13 protein-coding genes and 2 tRNA genes are annotated in these 18,578 nt (G+C 39.8%); 5 read left to right on the top strand and 10 right to left on the bottom strand.

The genetic code is table 11. The features are described 5' to 3' along the window. Positions 1-61 precede the first annotated feature (61 nt). The 6 genes from FHX64_RS04010 to leuS form a co-directional block, all read right to left on the bottom strand. A complete protein-coding gene (locus FHX64_RS04010) occupies positions 62-1,000 on the bottom strand; it encodes a ribose-phosphate pyrophosphokinase (protein WP_183412534.1) in 939 nt (312 codons plus the stop codon). A 175-nt stretch (positions 1,001-1,175) separates the two neighbouring features. Next, positions 1,176-1,260 (bottom strand) — tRNA-Leu (locus tag FHX64_RS04005). An 8-nt stretch (positions 1,261-1,268) separates the two neighbouring features. Continuing rightward, positions 1,269-1,341 (bottom strand) — tRNA-Gly (locus FHX64_RS04000). Positions 1,342-1,886: 545 nt separating this feature from the next. Then, entirely contained in the window at positions 1,887-3,260 is a 1,374-nt protein-coding gene (gene radA, locus FHX64_RS03995) for a DNA repair protein RadA (protein ID WP_183412533.1), read from the bottom strand. Between the two features lie 448 nt (positions 3,261-3,708). Beyond that, a complete protein-coding gene (locus FHX64_RS03990; protein WP_183412532.1) occupies positions 3,709-6,375 on the bottom strand; it encodes a M16 family metallopeptidase in 2,667 nt (888 codons plus the stop codon). Between the two features lie 570 nt (positions 6,376-6,945). Further along, complete coding sequence (gene leuS / locus FHX64_RS03985) at positions 6,946-9,735, bottom strand: leucine--tRNA ligase (RefSeq protein WP_183412531.1); 2,790 nt, start codon at positions 9,733-9,735, stop codon at positions 6,946-6,948. A gap of 283 nt (positions 9,736-10,018) precedes the next feature. Between leuS and FHX64_RS03980 the strand changes: the two genes are divergently transcribed. The 3 genes from FHX64_RS03980 to FHX64_RS03970 all read left to right on the top strand — a co-directional run bounded on the left by FHX64_RS03980 (position 10,019) and on the right by FHX64_RS03970 (position 14,696). Beyond that, entirely contained in the window at positions 10,019-11,254 is a 1,236-nt protein-coding gene (locus FHX64_RS03980) for a DEAD/DEAH box helicase (RefSeq protein ID WP_183412530.1), read from the top strand. Between the two features lie 383 nt (positions 11,255-11,637). Further along, complete coding sequence (gene topA / locus FHX64_RS03975) at positions 11,638-13,977, top strand: type I DNA topoisomerase (RefSeq protein WP_183412529.1); 2,340 nt, start codon at positions 11,638-11,640, stop codon at positions 13,975-13,977. 125 nt (positions 13,978-14,102) lie between these two features. Next, a complete protein-coding gene (locus FHX64_RS03970; RefSeq protein WP_183412528.1) occupies positions 14,103-14,696 on the top strand; it encodes a YqgE/AlgH family protein in 594 nt (197 codons plus the stop codon). A gap of 23 nt (positions 14,697-14,719) precedes the next feature. Here FHX64_RS03970 and FHX64_RS03965 read toward each other — a convergent pair whose 3' ends face one another. Next, entirely contained in the window at positions 14,720-15,406 is a 687-nt protein-coding gene (locus tag FHX64_RS03965) for an RluA family pseudouridine synthase (protein WP_183412527.1), read from the bottom strand. A gap of 127 nt (positions 15,407-15,533) precedes the next feature. Between FHX64_RS03965 and pyrF the strand changes: the two genes are divergently transcribed. Both pyrF and FHX64_RS03955 read left to right on the top strand, forming a co-directional pair. Further along, positions 15,534-16,367, top strand: coding sequence for an orotidine-5'-phosphate decarboxylase (pyrF, locus tag FHX64_RS03960; protein ID WP_183412526.1), 834 nt, complete (start codon positions 15,534-15,536; stop codon positions 16,365-16,367). Positions 16,368-16,464: 97 nt separating this feature from the next. Then, positions 16,465-17,142 carry a zinc metallopeptidase gene (locus tag FHX64_RS03955; RefSeq protein ID WP_425487957.1) on the top strand — a complete coding sequence of 226 codons (678 nt, stop codon included), beginning with the start codon at positions 16,465-16,467 and terminating at the stop codon, positions 17,140-17,142. 72 nt (positions 17,143-17,214) lie between these two features. Here FHX64_RS03955 and FHX64_RS03950 read toward each other — a convergent pair whose 3' ends face one another. The 3 genes from FHX64_RS03950 to folK all read right to left on the bottom strand — a co-directional run bounded on the left by FHX64_RS03950 (position 17,215) and on the right by folK (position 18,522). Further along, positions 17,215-17,748, bottom strand: coding sequence for a GNAT family N-acetyltransferase (locus FHX64_RS03950; RefSeq protein WP_183412524.1), 534 nt, complete (start codon positions 17,746-17,748; stop codon positions 17,215-17,217). A gap of 2 nt (positions 17,749-17,750) precedes the next feature. Beyond that, on the bottom strand, positions 17,751-17,912 hold the full coding sequence (locus FHX64_RS03945; protein ID WP_183412523.1) for a hypothetical protein: 162 nt from the start codon (positions 17,910-17,912) through the stop codon (positions 17,751-17,753). Between the two features lie 121 nt (positions 17,913-18,033). After that, positions 18,034-18,522: a 2-amino-4-hydroxy-6-hydroxymethyldihydropteridine diphosphokinase gene (gene folK / locus FHX64_RS03940; RefSeq protein ID WP_281370785.1), complete on the bottom strand. Its 489-nt coding sequence runs from the start codon at positions 18,520-18,522 to the stop codon at positions 18,034-18,036. Positions 18,523-18,578: the final 56 nt, after the last annotated feature.

Raw genomic sequence — 18,578 nt, 5'->3', positions numbered from 1 at the left:
TTTGAGCTGGCCTTCTTTTTGGAAATCTATTTAATCTATTTCTGTAAAAAATAATGATTATTTAGAGCAAATATTGACTACTAATAGATTCGTTATTAAAGACTTTTAGAATAGTGTCTGCAAATAGATCCGCGATGGAAAGAATCTGTACTTTAGGACATTCATGTATATTGGGAATAGAGTCTGTACTAATAATTTCTGAAAGTACGGATTCGGTGATACGCTGTGTCGCCGGAGGAGACATAATGGCATGTGTAACCAAAGCTCTTACAGACTTTGCTCCATACTCCATCATTAAGCTGGCAGCTTTCGTTAGTGTCCCGGCAGTGTCTACCATATCATCTACAATAATAACATTCTTGCCGTTTACTTTTCCTATGATTTTCATTTCGCTTACCTCGTTAGCCTTTTCTCTCAGTTTATAACATAATACCATAGGAACTTCAAGATGTTTTGAATAAGATCCGGCACGTTTTGATCCGCCGACATCAGGAGACGCAATGGCAAGATTATCGATATTCAGCGATTTAATGTAAGGAACAAAAATGGTTGAAGCATAAAGGTGGTCGACAGGAACATTAAAAAAGCCCTGGATTTGATCTGCATGCAAATCCATGGTAATCACCCGGTCAACTCCGGCTACACTGAGGAGATCTGCAATCAGTTTTGCTCCGATCGAAACGCGTGGCTTATCTTTACGATCTTGACGCGCCCAGCCAAAATAAGGAATTACAGCAATGATTTTGTACGCCGAAGCACGCTTGGCTGCATCAATCATAAGTAATAATTCCATTAAATTGTCGGAAGGTGGAAATGTGGATTGTACTAAAAACACGTACGATCCTCGAATGGATTCTTCGAAGGAGACAGCAAATTCACCATCCGCAAAACGGGTAGTAGTCATTTTACCTAAGTCACAATTTAAACTTTGACAAATTTTTTCGGCAAGATACCTACTGTTTGTCCCCGAAAATACTTTGTAATTCTGTCCTAACGGCATAGGGAATGATGTTTATAAATTTTATTTCAAGGATACTTTTTCGCTGATTTATTGCAGATTGTCGTTCTGAATAAGAAAGTTCAAAGTTAATACAATATAATTAGAAATTAAATTTTACGTGAAACAAAAGCATCAAAAAAAGGGCTTACATATCCATGTAAACCCTTCGATAAAGTACCCGAAGTGGGACTTGAACCCACACAGCCGCAATGGCCACAGGATTTTAAGTCCTGCGTGTCTACCGATTCCACCATTCGGGCAGCTTTTGAGCGGAAAACGGGACTCGAACCCGCGACCCCGACCTTGGCAAGGTCGTGCTCTACCAACTGAGCTATTTCCGCAATCATCCTTTCATTATGCTTAAACCTGCTTGTTGTCGCACTTTGCAACGCCATGTAAGCCCCGTTTTTTGCGATGCAAATATAGCAATTTTTTTTATGTCAGTTAGAAGAGAATTTGAAAAAAACCTGATTTTTTTTGTCTTTTCTGTGTTATGTCGGTGTATAATGTTGTGAATGAATAAAAAGAGGGTTATGGGTGATTGAATCCTGTCACGATCCTTTGTTGAATATTAAGGAGGCGAATAATTGAATATTGGTATAACAGAAAGCTGTTAAGAGTAATTTTTATTTGTTCGTCTATAAGTACTTAGTCAAAAGCATTTTAAATATTCGTATCCCGATTTAAAAGTTTGTTTGTTACATGCTAAAATAGTTATGTTTGATATGATTCTGTTTGGATAATCTTCAATAGATTTGTCGTATTTATATTATAGTGTTGATTTATAAAGATTTAACATGCAAAAAGAAAGTGGCCTTTAATGTTTTTCAAATTATGAATGCTAATCATGCATGCTGCAGTGAAGTTCTGAGCCCTAATTCGGGTTTTATTGTCCGAATAAAACCCGAAAGGCATCTTCTACTTTCCTGACAGAGGTGATTTGTATGTTGGTCAGGCGGCGTTCTCCCCGTTTGGGATGAAAATCAGGAATAAGGATCTGGTGGAAGCCAAGTTTTTCTGCTTCCATAATACGTTGTTCAAGACGGGTAACCGGGCGGATCTCTCCAGAGAGACCTACTTCGCCAGCCATACAAATGCCTTTTTCGATTGCTATGTCCAGGTTGGATGATAACACAGCTGCCATCAGGGCCAGGTCAATGGCCGGATCATTTACTTTCAGTCCGCCGGCAATGTTGAGAAATACATCTTTCTGTGCTAACCGGAATCCCGCCCGCTTTTCCAGGACAGCAAGCAACATGTTCATCCTCCGTACATCAAATCCGGTAGCCGATCGTTGTGGAGTCCCGTAAGCCGCTGTGCTTACCAGTGCCTGCACTTCAATCAGGAAAGGGCGTATTCCTTCTATAGCACCAGCAATGGCTACACCGCTTAATCCTTCATGATGTTGAGACAATAGCAATTCAGATGGATTGGAGACTTCGCGCAATCCGTTATGTTGCATTTCGAAGATCCCGAGCTCGGAAGTGCTTCCGAAGCGGTTTTTGTTTGCCCGCAGGATGCGGTACATATAATGCTGGTCTCCTTCAAACTGTAAAACCGTATCGACGATATGTTCCAATACTTTGGGCCCGGCTATGGTGCCTTCTTTGGTAATATGCCCGATGAGTAAAACCGGGATGGTCGATTCTTTTGCAAACCGCAGCAATGCTGCCGCACATTCGCGTACTTGCGTGATGCTGCCGGGAGATGATTCTGCCCATTCCGTGGAAATGGTCTGTATGGAATCAATAATGACGACTTCTGGCTCTATGTTTCGGATATGCACAAAAATTTGCTCCAGTGATGTTTCGCTAACAACAAAACAATCCGATGAAGGTTTGTCAAGCCGATCCGATCGTAACTTCAATTGTTTGACGCTTTCTTCACCGGAAACGTATAAGATGCGTTTGTCCGCCATTGACAAGGCTACCTGAAGGGCAAGCGTGGATTTCCCGATACCGGGTTCTCCTCCGATAAGCACAAGGGATCCGGGTACTAAACCTCCACCAAGCACACGGTTAAATTCATCTGATTTGGTGTCAATCCGTTCTTCGTGGGTCATCTCGACCGATTCGATGCGTACTGGTTTGGAGGGAGATGACTCGTGTGAAATATATCCTGCTTGTTTGGATGCGGGTTCTTTATGTATAACCTGTTCTACATAACTGTTCCATGCTCCGCAGGCTGGACAACGGCCAATCCATTTTGCTGCTTCCGCTCCGCATTCCTGACAAACATAAACGGATTTTGTTTTTGCCATAGCTTGAAATGGTATGTTTTTTTTAAATGTGCATTCTTTGCCGCACAACAGACAAAAATAGCAATAGATGACGAAATGGACAAATAAATGACAGAATAACTGAAGTTAAAGAAACTGAGAAGTCAGGAAAGCTGGAGCCCTTAAACCTTCAATTTATTACTTCCAACCCCCTTGGGCTGTTTCTCTTGCTCAATTAAGTAGATTTATCTCATACTTCGGAAAGAATTTTCAATCTGTTGTTTTAGCTAACTTTTTTCATTTCAGGTCCTTTTAGGCTCATTCAGGGGATTTAGGGGTAGGGCGCGAATGACTGAATAACAGATTGACATTTGACTTTTGACCTGTTGTTTGCCTTTAGATTTTAGACTTGTTGTTTGCCTTCAGTCCTTCATTCCTTCTCATAAAGAAGAGGCTGTCTCTCTGCGAAACAGCCTCTTCTTTTAATGGTTTACTTTGGGGTTGGTCCTTCAGAGACCTGAATCAGGTTAGCCGTATTGATCCATTTTGCACAGGCCGCCCTGACCTGATCTGCCGATAGCGATACGTAGTGCTGAGCCGCAATGGTAGGTTCATTCAATGGTAAGTCTTCGAGGGAACGGTTGAGCAACCCCCGTGCGATAGCATTCATGCTTGATTCCGAAAGTGTGATTTCACGTAAAAGCAACGATTTTGCCTGACGCAATTCTTTCGGGGTCACATTGGACTGTTGCATTTGCTTCAAATCTTTTGTAATGATCACCTTGGCTTTGGAAACATTGGGCGGATCGCAGGCAAAGTTTACTTCATAGTCTGAACGATGTTTCCCAATATCAAACGATGAACCTACATAATAGACCAATCCTGCATTCTCGCGGAGATCACGATAGAGGCGAGTAGCATAGAAAGCGCCTCCCAGTACGTGATTGGCAACGTCGAGTGCATAACGGTCAGGATTTGAACGTGTAATAGCAAGATTTTCCGCAAGAATCACTTTGTCTTGTACGCGGCTTGCATCCGGAACATTCACTACTGCTGTTTTATTTAAAGGTACAGGAGAGAATTCTACATTGGGTTTTGGTCCTGTTGCCTTCCATTCACCGAAATATTTTTCAATTACTTCTTTGGCTTTCTCGGGATTAATATTGCCGATCACAACGATAGTGGTCATGTCGGGACGGAAAACATGCTGATAGTAATCCGTGATGTCATGCATGCTAAGAGACATGACAGACGTTGGTGTTTCTTCGCGAAGAGCCGGATCTTCTTTGGGTAATAAAGATTTGCGGATGGCTCTTCCAAAGAGATAATCGGGGCTTTGCAACTGGCCGGCAACTGTAGCGGCTGTTTGATGCTGAACAATCATAAAGGCTTGCTCGGGGAAGGCAGGATGTAACTCATTGTCGGCTAATAACTGAACTCCCTTGTCGAAATGATCGGCTAAGACGTCGAGCGAGAAACTGCTCCCGGCCGATTCGTCGGCACCGATATCATCAAGGGCTTTCTGGAATTCAATCCGGTTTAACGTTGTTGATCCATATTCAAACAACTGGTTGAGCACGTCATCTACACCTTCTTTTCCTTTGGGGGTTTGCAGGTCGGGTTTGCTTTTGATGCTGCCGTAAATGCTCACCGTGTTGCTTATTTGTTCCGGTTGAACAATCAGTTTGATGCCGTTGGGCAAGGTAGATACCACCGGGTTTACAAGGGATTTTGGTATGGAAAGTCTGCCCATCGCGTTTTCAGCCCAAACGGGGAGTTCCACTGCTTTAGGATTTTTGGGGGCAAAAGATTCTTTCCCGCCGAATCCTTTTTGGGAAATTGGTTTCCCGGAAGACTGAGGCGTCAAAATCACAAAAATGGCATGATCGGGATTCAGGTATTCCCGGGCAACACGATTCACATCGTCAACCGTAACTTTCTTGATAGCGTCCAAATCTTCGGCAGGCGATTGATGTCCTTCGATTGCAAGAGCCTGCGACCATACGGATGCCAGCCCCGATACGGAGTTTTTCTGAAATTCGAACGAAGAAATCTCATCCCGCTTTGCAGCGGCAACTAAATCAGGATCTACGCCGTTTTTGAGTTCCGAAGCCAGTACGGAAGAGACTTCTGAAAGTAATTTATTTGAATCGGCGCCTTTTGGGAAAACCGCCAGACTGAATCCGATCCCTGCTTTACGCAATCCGTTCATCGAAAAGCCTGTGTAGAGCGCTTTTCCTTCAGGAATCAGGGAATACAGGCTGCTGCGATGATTCGACAATACATCCGATAAAACCTGGGCTGCTGCATAGTCAGGACTATCAATGCCCGGCATCCTGTATGATATAATGTCAAGTCCGTAGGGTAAATCTGTTGTCAGGTGGAGTGTGTCTGCTTTTAATGGTTGAAAATTATATACCGGGCGCGACGGGAGTGTTTTGGAAGGAATATCTCCATACAACTGTTCCACTTCGGCAAGTGTTTTCTCTGGGTCAACCCTCCCCACAATCACTAGAATAGCGTTGTTGGGAGCATACCAGTCGTTATGGAACTTCTGGAGCATGGCCCCTGTCGTTTTGTCAAAGGAAGGACGGGTTCCCAATGCGTCATGGGCATAGGGCGTTCCTTTAAACATCTCTGCCAGGAGTTTTTTGTAAAATACATACTGTGGATTCGACAGGTCGCTGGCCACTTCCTGTTCAATGGCTCCGCGCTCTTTGCTCCACAGTTCCTGACTATCCATTACGCCTTTCATGCGGATGGCTTCAATGTGCAGTGCGACATCCAGGTCTTCTGCGGGAACTGTGAAATAGTACTGCGTAACCATTTGCTGTGTATCTGCATCGAAATCACCTCCCATAGCCGCGGTAATATCCGCTAATTGGTCGGCAGAGAGTCCCGGGCAACCGCGGAACATCATGTGTTCCTGCGCATGTGCCATGCCAGGGAATCCTTCCGGCGCTTCATCAGAGCCCACAAGATAATTCATCTCGGTTGTCACTACCGGCGCAAGTGGATTTCTGATAATCACAACCTGCAACCCGTTCTTTAGTGTGTGACGGAGTACCGTCTCGCTACTGTTGTTTGTTGCTAATGGCTTTCCTGCCACTGGCAAAACAAGAAGACATGCAATGAAAATGCCAAAAATTTTCCTCATACAATAATCATTTAATTTATTGAGATCATAATACATCTTTATTTATAGGCGCTGCTAAAGTATTAATAAAAGCGGTAGAATTTTATTCTTTGATAATCTTTAACTTTTTCGGTTGTTAAAAATCTTTTGAGTCCTGAAATAGGGTTAAAGAAAAAAGGAAACATCCAAGACGAATTGAGAAAACAAATCGTACAAGAATATTTAACGATAGACATCATCCATTCAGCGTTGAGGGAAAAATATCATTTTTCGAGTGAGTAATAATATCTACCATTGAATGTGCAGATTTAGAATTTCACAACTAATACAGTTTCATCAAACGATGGCAAAAGAGTTGTGTATAAGAAATGCCTCTATGAAAAAGTGTCATTGAGAAAAATCTCAATAAAAAAGATCAAGTCTTATTAGCTTATGCACCTAGTAAGGCAGACTATCCGCATTTGTTGGATTATTACCACAAGATTACATTATAGATAAGGTGCTATCATATAATAAAGGAATAGCATGCGGGAGGGATGAGAGGTTGAGAATAAAATAGTAATCCTCCTATTTTTCCCAACCTCTCGATTGTCAAAATACGATATTCACGATTTTCTTCTGTACCACAATTACCTTTTTAGGCGTTTTGTTTTCAAGCCATTTTTTTGTCTGATCATTAGCTAATACTGTTGTTTCGACCTGCTCAACCTGTAAATCAGCTGGCAACTGTATTTGAAAACGGACTTTCCCATTAAATGAGATCGCATAGGTAACGATATCCTCCTGCAAATACTGTTCCTCAGCTTCCACCCATGTTGCATCGCAAATAGAGCTGGTGTGTCCCATTTGATGCCACAATTCTTCCGTAATATGCGGAGCAAACGGATTCAGGGCTATGAGTAATGGTTGCAGGATATCTCGTTTATTGCATTTCAATGTTGTTAGTTCATTGATGCAAATCATGAAAGCGCTGACAGATGTATTGAACGAAAAGTTTTCAATATCATATTTTACTTTCTTGAGTAACTTGTGGAGCGCCTTGAATTCTTCTGACGTCGGCGCAGCCTCTGATACTGCGAACTGATCTTCTCTCCAGAAAAGATTCCATAGTTTTTTCAAAAACCGGTGAACACCATCTATACCATTGGTATCCCATGGTTTTGACTGTTCCAGAGGGCCAAGGAACATTTCATACAGGCGAAGCGTGTCGGCTCCGTATCTTTCGACAATGTCATCGGGATTGACCACATTAAACATTGATTTTGACATCTTTTCAACAGCCCACCCGCAATGGTATTTCCCATCATCTTCCATTATAAATTCTGCCGTCTTATATTCGGGATTCCAGTTTTTGAAAGCTTCGGCATCGAGAATATCATTATGAACGATGTTTACATCTACGTGGATAGGGGTTGTCTCATAATCATTTTTCAGATTAAATGATACGAATGTGTTGCTATTTTTAATACGATATACAAAATTGCTTCGCCCCTGAATCATTCCCTGGTTGATCAGTTTTTTAAATGGCTCTTCTTCGCAAATCAATTCCAAATCGAAGAGAAACTTATTCCAAAACCGACTGTAAATTAAATGGCCTGTAGCATGTTCTGTCCCACCAATATATAAATCAACATTTCGCCAGTATTGGTTAGCTTCTTTTGAAACCAAAGCCATGTCATTATAGGGATCCATGTAGCGGAGATAATAGGCCGAAGAGCCTGCAAACCCAGGCATCGTATTTAGTTCCAATGGATAACCGTCTTCCGTTTGCCAGTTTTTAGCACGTCCGAGAGGAGGTTCACCTTTTTCAGTTGGCAGATATTTATCCACTTCGGGCAATTCGAGCGGCAGCTTGCTTTCGTCAAGCATGTAAGGTTGTCCGTCTTTGTAGTAAACAGGGAATGGTTCGCCCCAATAGCGTTGGCGGCTGAAGATTGCATCGCGCAGACGGAAATTTATTTTTACCCGCCCAAGTTCTCTCTCCGTAATATGTTGTTTGGTTTTAGCAATGGCTTCTTTCACGGTCAGACCGTTTAAAACGAGACCACCCGCTATTTCGTGTCCGGCTTTTGGCGAATTCATTACAATTCCTTCTTTTGCGTCAAAGCTTTCTTCACTCACATCGCAACCATCGATGAGTGGAACGATGGGAAGATTGAAATATTTGGCAAATGCGTAGTCACGAGAGTCATGTGCAGGAACCGCCATGATGGCTCCCGTTCCATAACCTGCCAGAACATAGTCGCTGATCCATACCGGAATTGCCTCTTCCGTCAGCGGATTGATGGCATACGAACCGGAAAAGACGCCGGTAATCCGCTTATCTGCGATACGTTCTCGTTCGGTTCGTTTTTTTGTAGCAATCAGATATGCATTGACAGCCTCTTTCTGGTCGGAAGTAACCAGCTTGGCCACAAGAGGACTTTCAGGAGCCAGCACCATAAACGTTACGCCGAAGATTGTATCGGCACGGGTGGTAAATATAGTAAACTCCAGATCGGAATCTTTTACTTTAAAATTCATTTCAGCACCTTCACTTCGACCGATCCAGTTACGTTGAGTCTCTTTCAACGAGTCCGTCCAGTCGATGGTTTCAAGTCCATCGAGAAGTCGTTGGGCATACGCTGAAACCCGAAGACTCCATTGGCTCATCACCTTTTGTTCTACCGGATGTCCGCCGCGGATAGAAACCCCTTCGCTCACTTCGTCGTTTGCAAGCACAGTTCCCAAAGCAGAACACCAGTTCACCATCGTGTCGGCTTTGTAAGCAATGCGGTAGTTCATCAGGATATCACGTTGCACTTTCTCGCTTTTTGCATTCCATTCGTCAGCAGTGAAATGCATTTTTTCAGAGCAGGCAGCGTCAATGCCATTGGTTCCACTTGTTTTAAAAGCTTGAATTAGGTCTTCAATGGGTTGGGCTTTTTGGCTATGATTGTCATAATAATGATTGAACATTTGGATAAATGCCCATTGTGTCCATTTGTAATATCCCGGATCACAAGTGCGCACTTCTCTGTTCCAATCAAATGAAAACCCTATTTTTTCTAGTTGTTCCCGGTAGCGACGAATATTTTTTTCAGTTGTGATAGCGGGATGTTGTCCTGTTTGAATGGCATATTGCTCCGCAGGTAATCCATATGCGTCATATCCCATTGGGTGTAACACATTATATCCTTGTAATCTTTTAAACCGGCTGAAGATATCGGAAGCGATGTAACCAAGTGGGTGTCCTACATGCAAGCCTGCTCCCGATGGATATGGAAACATATCCAACACATAATATTTAGGACGATTTGGAGCTGTCTCGACGTTATAAATATGATGTTCTCTCCAAAAATTTTGCCATTTGTTATCGATTTCCCTGAAATTGTATTCCATAATTGCTTGTTTCAGTGTCAAATAGTATGAACTTCTTTCTTTTGAATTTTGTATAATCTGCTTGTAATTTTTGAACAGCAAATTTACGGAAAGTTTGTTGAATAACGAAGATAAATTGTAAATGGTTTATTTGCAATTAGATGTAAGCTGGTGTTGTAATTTTGATTTTTTGTTTTGGCTTATTTTTTTTATTTTTGAACTTTTAATTGATGCCTCTTGTGCTTTGAAAATGTGACTCAAAACACAGGTTGCTACTAATCAATAAACCAATAAAATATATTATATGAATTTTTCTGAGTTTGATTTGAATGGAAGTTTGATTGAAGCCATTTCATATATGGGATTTGAGCAAGCGACTCCTATTCAGGAATTCGCTATTCCAGCCATATTGCAACAACATGATGTGCTGGCATGTGCCCAAACTGGAACCGGAAAGACAGCCGCATTTGTTTTACCTGTTCTGCATAAATTGATTCAAAAGCCTTCTCATGGTACAGACACTTTGATTATTGTCCCGACTCGTGAGCTGGCTATTCAGATTAATCAGGAGATTCAAGGATTTGCTTATTTCGCCTCGATTGGCACTGTAGCTATTTATGGGGGTGGGGATGGCGGAGAGTATGCCCAGCAGGTTAATTCTTTGAGTAATAAAGTCGATATAGTCGTTGCCACTCCAGGACGCTTAATTTCTCATTTGGCGATGGGGCACGGCGATTTTTCTCAATTGAAACATTTAATTCTGGATGAGGCGGATAAAATGCTTGATATGGGATTTCTTGACGATATTGAGAAGATTATCACTCATTTGCCAAAAAATCGTCAAACTTTAATGTTTAGTGCAACCATGCCGTTGAAAATACGTCAACTGGCCAACAAGATATTGAAGCATCCCGAAGAAATTTCATTAGCTGTTTCAAAACCTGCTGAAAATGTCATACAACATGTTTGTCTTGCGTATGATCAACAGAAGATTCCTATGATTCATTTCTTCCTGGAACAGCGGCTGAATTATGATTCAGTTTTGATTTTCACTTCTGCCAAGAATAAAGTGCATGATATTGTTTCTTCGTTAAAACGATTCGGATACAGCGCTCGTGGCATTTCGTCCGATTTAGATCAGGACAAGAGAGAAGAAGTGTTGCGCGAATTTCGTTCCAAAAGGTTGCGCATTTTGGTTGCTACGGATGTAATTAGCAGAGGTATTGATATTAAGGAGATTAATTTGGTTGTTAACTTTGATGTGCCGCATGACGCAGAAGATTATGTACATCGAATTGGCAGAACAGCGCGGGCGAATAATGAAGGAGAAGCCTTTACTTTAGTGAATGAAAAAGATATGAAGCGAATGGCTCAAATAGAAGAATTAATTGAACAGAAAATAAACAGGATTGAATTACCGACAGAATTAGGCGAACCTCCGGTTTGGGCAATCAAACAAAAATTGAATTGTTCAAAGAAAAATCATTCAAATCATTCAAAGAGAAAATATTACAAAAAAAAGAAAGCAAAAGAAGAATGATCCTCATGAATGCCAATTAGCTTTATAACAAGTTATTGAGTTGAATTAGTTGTGATTTTAGGGCAAAATGAAGGTTCTTATGGTATTTTGGAGTAGCTAATGAAATATTTAATGGTACTGTTCTTTGGTATATGTATTAGATAATTAACTAGTTATGTGTAATTTGTTTTTTGAAATTAGGCTTTTTTGTTTTATAGAAAGAATTTCTTTTCCCAAAAAAGCACTGAAAAATTGGCAGTTAAGGAATTCATTTTGTTACTTTGTACTCGTTTAACAATGTCAAAGCTTTCTGTCTTTTTTTAGTATAGATGGCTATGTGATTGTCTATTGCGTTGATTTGTGGTGAATGATGGATCAACCGAATACTTCAAAAAAAGTAGTTTATGTCGAAAAACTTGGTGATTGTAGAGTCGCCGGCGAAAGCCAAAACGATTGAGAAATTTTTGGGGAGTGAATATGCTGTGCTGTCAAGCTTTGGGCATATTCGTGATTTGAGTGAACATGCTTTTGGCGTGGATATAGAACACGGATTTAACCCGATTTATGAAATTTCACCAGATAAAAAGAAGCTGGTGTCTGAGTTAAAGAAAGCATCAGATACAGTGGATACCGTATGGTTGGCATCTGATGAAGACCGTGAAGGAGAAGCTATAGCCTGGCATTTATCAGAAGTTTTGAAACTTAAACGGGAGAAAACACGTCGGATTGTTTTTCATGAAATTACAAAACCCGCCATCTTACAGGCTATTGAACATCCGCGAGAAATTGATATTGATTTGGTTAATGCTCAGCAAGCTCGGCGTATTCTTGACAGAATAGTCGGATTTGAATTGTCTCCTGTTCTTTGGCGTAAAGTGAAATCCTCGCTTTCAGCCGGACGTGTTCAATCTGTTGCGGTGCGTCTCATCGTTGAGCGAGAACGTGAAATACAAGGATTTGTGTCTGAATCTTCATATCGTGTCGTGGCTTTGTTCACCGTCATGGATGAAGATGAAAATCCTGTAGAACTTAAAGCAGAATTGCAACATCGGTTTGCTAAAAAGGAAGATGCTTATGCTTTTCTTGAAGCCTGTAAGGCAAGTAAGTTTACGATAGAAGATATTGTAAAGAAACCTTCTAAACGATCACCGGCGCCTCCTTTTACTACTTCAACATTACAACAAGAAGCTGCCCGTAAGTTGGGCTATTCTGTGTCTCAGACCATGATGATTGCTCAGAAGCTATACGAGGCTGGTCAGATTACATACATGCGGACAGATTCAGTTAATTTGTCTGATTTGGCATTAGGGGCCGCAAAAGCGGAGATTTTTTCGATGGCCGGAGAACGCTACTGGCAATTTCGGCGATTTCAAACCCGTACAAAAGGGGCACAAGAAGCTCATGAAGCCATTCGTCCCACATATTTAAATAAGCATGAAATTAACGGGACGGCACAAGAAAAGAACTTGTATGCATTGATTTGGAAGCGGACAATTGCTTCGCAAATGAGTGATGCAGAATTAGAACGAACGAACATCACTATCGGGATGAATAATTCTTCGGAAAAATTTCTGGCTACGGGAGAAATCATTAAGTTTGATGGGTTTCTAAAGGTTTATATGGAATCGACTGATGAAGATTCAGATCAGGAAGCTGAACCACTATTACCTCCTTTGAAGGTGGCTCAACTGTTGAATATGAGTCAAATTACAGCTACAGAAAGATTTACACAACGTCCGCCGCGTTATTCGGAAGCTGCGTTGGTTCGAAAACTAGAGGAACTGGGTATTGGGCGTCCTTCTACGTATGCACCTACTATTTCCACCATACAGAAACGTAACTATGTTGAAAAAAGCAATTTGGAAGGGGAGGTACGTACCTTTACCGTATTAACATTGAAGGAGGAAAAAATTAAAGAAGAGAATAAAACAGAGCGATATGGAGCCGATAAAGGAAAACTTTTGCCAACGGATATTGGTATGGTTGTCAATGATTTTCTGATGGATTATTTTCCTAATATTTTGGATTATAATTTCACGGCTAACGTTGAAAAAGAATTTGATGATATTGCTGAAGGACAATTAGATTGGCAGGAAGCGCTTAAAAGTTTCTACGAAAAATTTCACCCCAAAGTGATTGAAACGATGGCTAATTCCGAGCGTCGATCTGGAGAAAGAGTTTTAGGAATTGATCCAAAGACAGGAAAACAAGTTTCGGTGCGTATTGGCAGATTTGGCCCTATTGTGCAATTGGGAAATAAAGATGATGATGATAAACTACAGTTTGCTTCGTTAAAAAAAGGACAACTGCTTGAAACTATAACGTTTGAAGAAGCATTGGATTTATTCAAATTGCCTCGTTCTTTAGGGAAATGGCAAGACAAGGAACTGGTGGTTGGCATTGGACGCTTTGGTGCTTACGTGCGCTATGATGGTGCTTTTTACTCATTACCCAAAACAGAAGATCCATTATCAATATCTGCTGATGCTGCGGTAGAATTAATTGAAGCAAAGCGAGAAGCTGATAAAAATAAGCTCATAAAATCGTTTGAACAAGATGCTGATTTACAGATTTTAAATGGAAGATTTGGACCCTATATATCTTATAAGAAGCAAAATTTCAAGATTCCAAAGACAACAAATCCTGCGGAATTGACTTATGAAGCTTGTTTAGAAATTATTCAAAGCAGCTCTAAACCAGCTAAAAAGTCAATGACAAAGAAAAAATCGACAAAAAAAGGATAATTTGTTCTTTTGTATACTATATTTGTTTCATATCAAATGTGGTTTGTAAATATAGCAAAAGATAAGCATAAAATACAAAAGCTTGTCTTTGTTCGTTTTATGGACATGAGCTTAATGTAACAAGTATGGTTTTTGATAATTCTTTCTTTCGGATTGATCAGGGAGCAAAACCGGCTAAAGGCCGGTTGATGCTGGCAGAACCATTTATGAATGAACCTTATTTTGGTCGATCAGTAGTGTTATTGACGCAACATTCTGATAATGAAGGAAGCATGGGTTTGGTTTTGAATAAACCTTTGGACATATATCTTCACGAAGTCATTGAAGGCATGGGCATAGAGGAAAATATTCGTCTGTTTTGTGGAGGCCCTGTAGGCTCAAAATCCCTTTTTTATTTGCATAATATGGAGGACTTGCCTCATAGCTTTCCTATTACTCAACATCTTTTTTTAGGAGGAGATTTTGACCAGTTAATTGATAACATAAATCAAGGATTAGGGGTTAGTGGCAAAGTACGTTTCTTTTTAGGATATTCAGGGTGGGAGAGCGAGCAACTGGACCAGGAAATCAAACATCAATCTTGGATCGTGGGTCCTGTGGCTGATGAATCTGTGCTGTTTGTCGAAAATGCAGAGCTTATGTGGATGCAGTTTATGAAAGCTTTAGGTGGCAAATATCGTCACTGGGCAGATTTTCCGCAGAATCCTAACTTGAATTAAATCAATTTTTTATGTTGTAAATGTTAATTATTTTCATTGAGATTTGCTTCAAACATCTTCCATAGGTTTTCTTCTGGAACGGGTGCGGTAATTGATACAGGCTCTTTGGTCACCGGATGAATAAAGGAAATGTTGCGAGCGTGCAATGAAATTCCTCCATCTTCATTTGAACGTGGGAATCCATATTTTAAGTCTCCTTTAATGGGACATCCAATTTTTGCCAATTGGCAGCGAATTTGGTGGTGCCTGCCTGTTTCCAAATCAATTTCTAAAAGAGAGTAACGATCGGATGTTGCCATTAGTTTATAGTGAAGAATGGATAATTGACTGTTTTTTTGTTCTTTATCGTACGCATACGATTTGTTTTGTCTCTCATTCCGTACAAGATAATGAGTTAATGTTGACACTGGTTCTATATCTGCTTTTTTGACAATTGCCCAATAGCTTTTTTTGATATCATGATTTTTTAATGCTTCATTCATACGAGTTAATGCTTTGCTGGTTTTGGCAAAAACAACGACTCCACTAACGGGGCGATCCAAACGATGAATGACTCCAACAAAAACGTTTCCGGGTTTTTGATATTTTTCTTTTAGATAAAATTTTAATGTCTCAGATAATGGTTGGTCACCTGTTTTGTCACCTTGTACAATTTCTGACGATGTTTTGTTGACAACAATAAGGTGGTTGTCTTCGTAGAGGATAGTCATTTGAATATGTTTTGTCTGCAAAAGTACGCAATTTTTGGGACTAACTTAAAATGAGCTTATTTGATGATTCTTTATGTTGAAATGCGTACATTTGTGATTGAAAGAAAGAATAGAAAAAAAACATTTTATGACTGCTAATCAACTGTTTAAAAATATTTGTCGTAAAAAATCATTCCTTTGCATAGGGTTGGATACTGATATAAAGAAAATTCCCAAGCATTTATTGTCTGAAAAAAAGCCGATTTTCGAATTTAATAAAGCTATTGTTGATGCAACGGCTGATTTCTGTGTGGCCTATAAGCTAAACATTGCGTTTTATGAGAGTTTGGGAGTTGAAGGGTGGCAGGCCTTAGAGGAGACGGTTGATTATATTCGTCATCATTATCCTGATCAGTTCTTAATTGCTGATGCTAAGCGTGGTGATATCGGAAATACTTCTGAAATGTACGCTCATACTTTTTTTGAGCAATTTAATTTTGATGCCGTTACAGTAGCACCTTATATGGGAGAGGATTCTGTGTCGCCTTTTTTGAAATATCCTGATAAATGGGTGATCTTATTAGCATTGACATCAAATAAAGGAGCTTTTGACTTTCAGCTTACAGAAGATGCGAATGGTGAAAAATTATTTGAGAAAGTTTTACATCGTTCTATGAACTGGGCTACATCTGACCGAATGATGTATGTTGTGGGTGCCACAAAAGAGGCATACTTTGAAAAAATACGTGAAATTGTACCAAATCATTTTTTGTTGATTCCCGGAGTTGGTGCTCAAGGAGGAGATTTGGAAAAGGTTGGTGAGCTTGCTATTAACGATCAATGTGGTATATTGGTGAATTCTTCCCGCCAGATTTTATACGCTTCAGATAGTAATTTGTTTTATAAGGCGGCCGCTTTTGAAGCGCAGAAAATTCAACAAGTGATGTATGCAGTGCTCCTAAAGCATGGATGGGTTAGTTAAAGTGATATTATCCTTTTTGTTTTTTTATGTCTGACAAAATTACAATTGGCAGGCAATTTGTTATATTTGTTGTATTACTTCAAATTGAAACGTTATGATGATTTACCTTATTTTTGGTGTATTTGCTCTGCTTAGTTGGATGGTTCAACATAGCTTGCAGACAAAATTTAAAAAGTATTCGCAGATTCCTCTTTCAAATGGGATGACAGGTCGTGATGTTGCTTTGAAAATGTTGCATGAAAATGGTATATATGACGTATCTGTCATTTCTGTTGAGGGCCAGTTGACTGATCATTATAATCCAGTCGAAAAAACCGTCAATTTAAGTGAAGGCGTTTATTCAAGCAATAGTGTTGCTGCTGCAGCTATTGCCGCTCACGAATGCGGACATGCAGTACAGCATGCTACGGCGTATGCTCCATTAAAGATGAGGACAGCCTTGGTTCCTATTGTCAGTTATACTTCTAATTGGATTATGTGGGTGTTGTTGGCTGGCATTTTTTTGATTAATGTATTCCCAGCATTATTGCTTTTTGGTATTATTATCTTTGCCTTGACAACTCTTTTCAGCTTTATTACATTGCCTGTTGAAATAAATGCCAGTATGCGAGCATTGGCATGGTTGAATGACTCAGGAATTACCAATGATGAAACTTATGCGCCAGCAAAAGATGCTCTGAAAACAGCAGCTTATACATATGTAGTTGCAGCGTTAAGTTCTTTGGCAACGTTATTTTATTACATTATGATCTTTATGGGTGGGAGAAGAAATTAAATTTCAAAATCTATGGTAATAAAAAAGAGTGCCAACAAGCACTCTTTTTTATGTATCACAATATGTTGAATTTTAATCTTCAAGCCGTCTTAGGTCATAATACATAATGCGCGTTGTAGAATCGACGTCATCGTTGGTCATATAATAAAATCCGTTTTTTTCGTAAAACGGTAATGACTCTTTTATCCCCTCTACAGTTAAAAAACGGCAACCGGTATACCGGTTGTTAATAAGCCATTTTTTTACGAAGTCTATTAGAGCTGTTCCGACGTTTTGACGCTGAAAGGATTTGTCAACTCCTAACTGAACTATCTTGACAGCTGGGTAACTAATGTATTTTTTCCCGATGGGAAGATATTCATAAAAATATTTTTTCCAGCGACCTGTAATAGGTGTAGATTCAATGGTGATCCGGTCATTCGTTAGTGCAATGAAAGCAATAGTGTGTGTGGTACTTTCTAATGTATATGTTACAGACAAAAATTGTTTATCATAGGATTTTGCACTATCGAGCAGATAAACATTTACATCAGTTCGCCCGCAATCAAAAGGTTTTATGAGTAAATCGTCAGAAAGACGGTTAAGTTTGTAAGAGGAAAAATCCATAATTATTTGAAATTAGCAATAGCAGCCATCGTAGCAAAATGATTGAAAGTTCGATCTTTTTCTGCTCGCGGCGCTTTGTTAATATCTGCTTCTTTCATTTCGTTGATGAAATTGATAGCATCAATCCCTTTTAATACAGGAGTTTCTTTATTTGGTTTTGCCATATTTTTACTGTCGAAAACGGAGGACAAAGTTACTCTTTTTTGTTTGAGTATGTATTAAGAAGCTGGTTTTTTCTTGCTCAATTTGGATAAAATATATTAATGTGTAATGAACAAATGAGAATTATGATTTTTGTCGTACTACAGATGTCCGATCGGGGCAAACTTCAAGTAATTCTGTCATGGTTTGGCTAAATAAAGGATGGCGTAATGTTGGCGCAATTTCAGTTAAAGGAACAAGCACGAATTTTCTAAGATACATTTTTGGATGAGGCAGAGTCAATGTTTCATTATTTATAATAAGTTGATCATAGAGTAAAAGATCAATATCAAGTAGTCTATCTTGGTATTCATTTTCAACATGTTGTAGACGTCCGGCTCTTTGCTCCAGAGTTTTAAATATAGACAAAAGCACTTGTGGAGGTATTGTTGTTTCGTATTGAATTACCTTATTTAAAAAAGAATGTTGACTTTCATAGCCCCAGGGTTCGGTAGTGTAAATGGATGATTTGTTGATTATAGTACCATAGATGGTTAGTTCTTCTTCTGCAAATGATAACATCGCATTCCGATCTCCCAGATTTGAGCCGAGACTTAAGAAACAAGTAGCCATTGAAGTTAATTCTTTTGAAAAAAATAGTCTGTAGCAAAGATACTTCCTATACTACA

Origin of the sequence: Microbacter margulisiae (genome assembly GCF_014192515.1) — a bacterium.
Classification (GTDB): Bacteria; Bacteroidota; Bacteroidia; order Bacteroidales; family Paludibacteraceae; genus Microbacter; species Microbacter margulisiae.
This window is presented reverse-complemented; position numbering and strand designations above follow the sequence as displayed.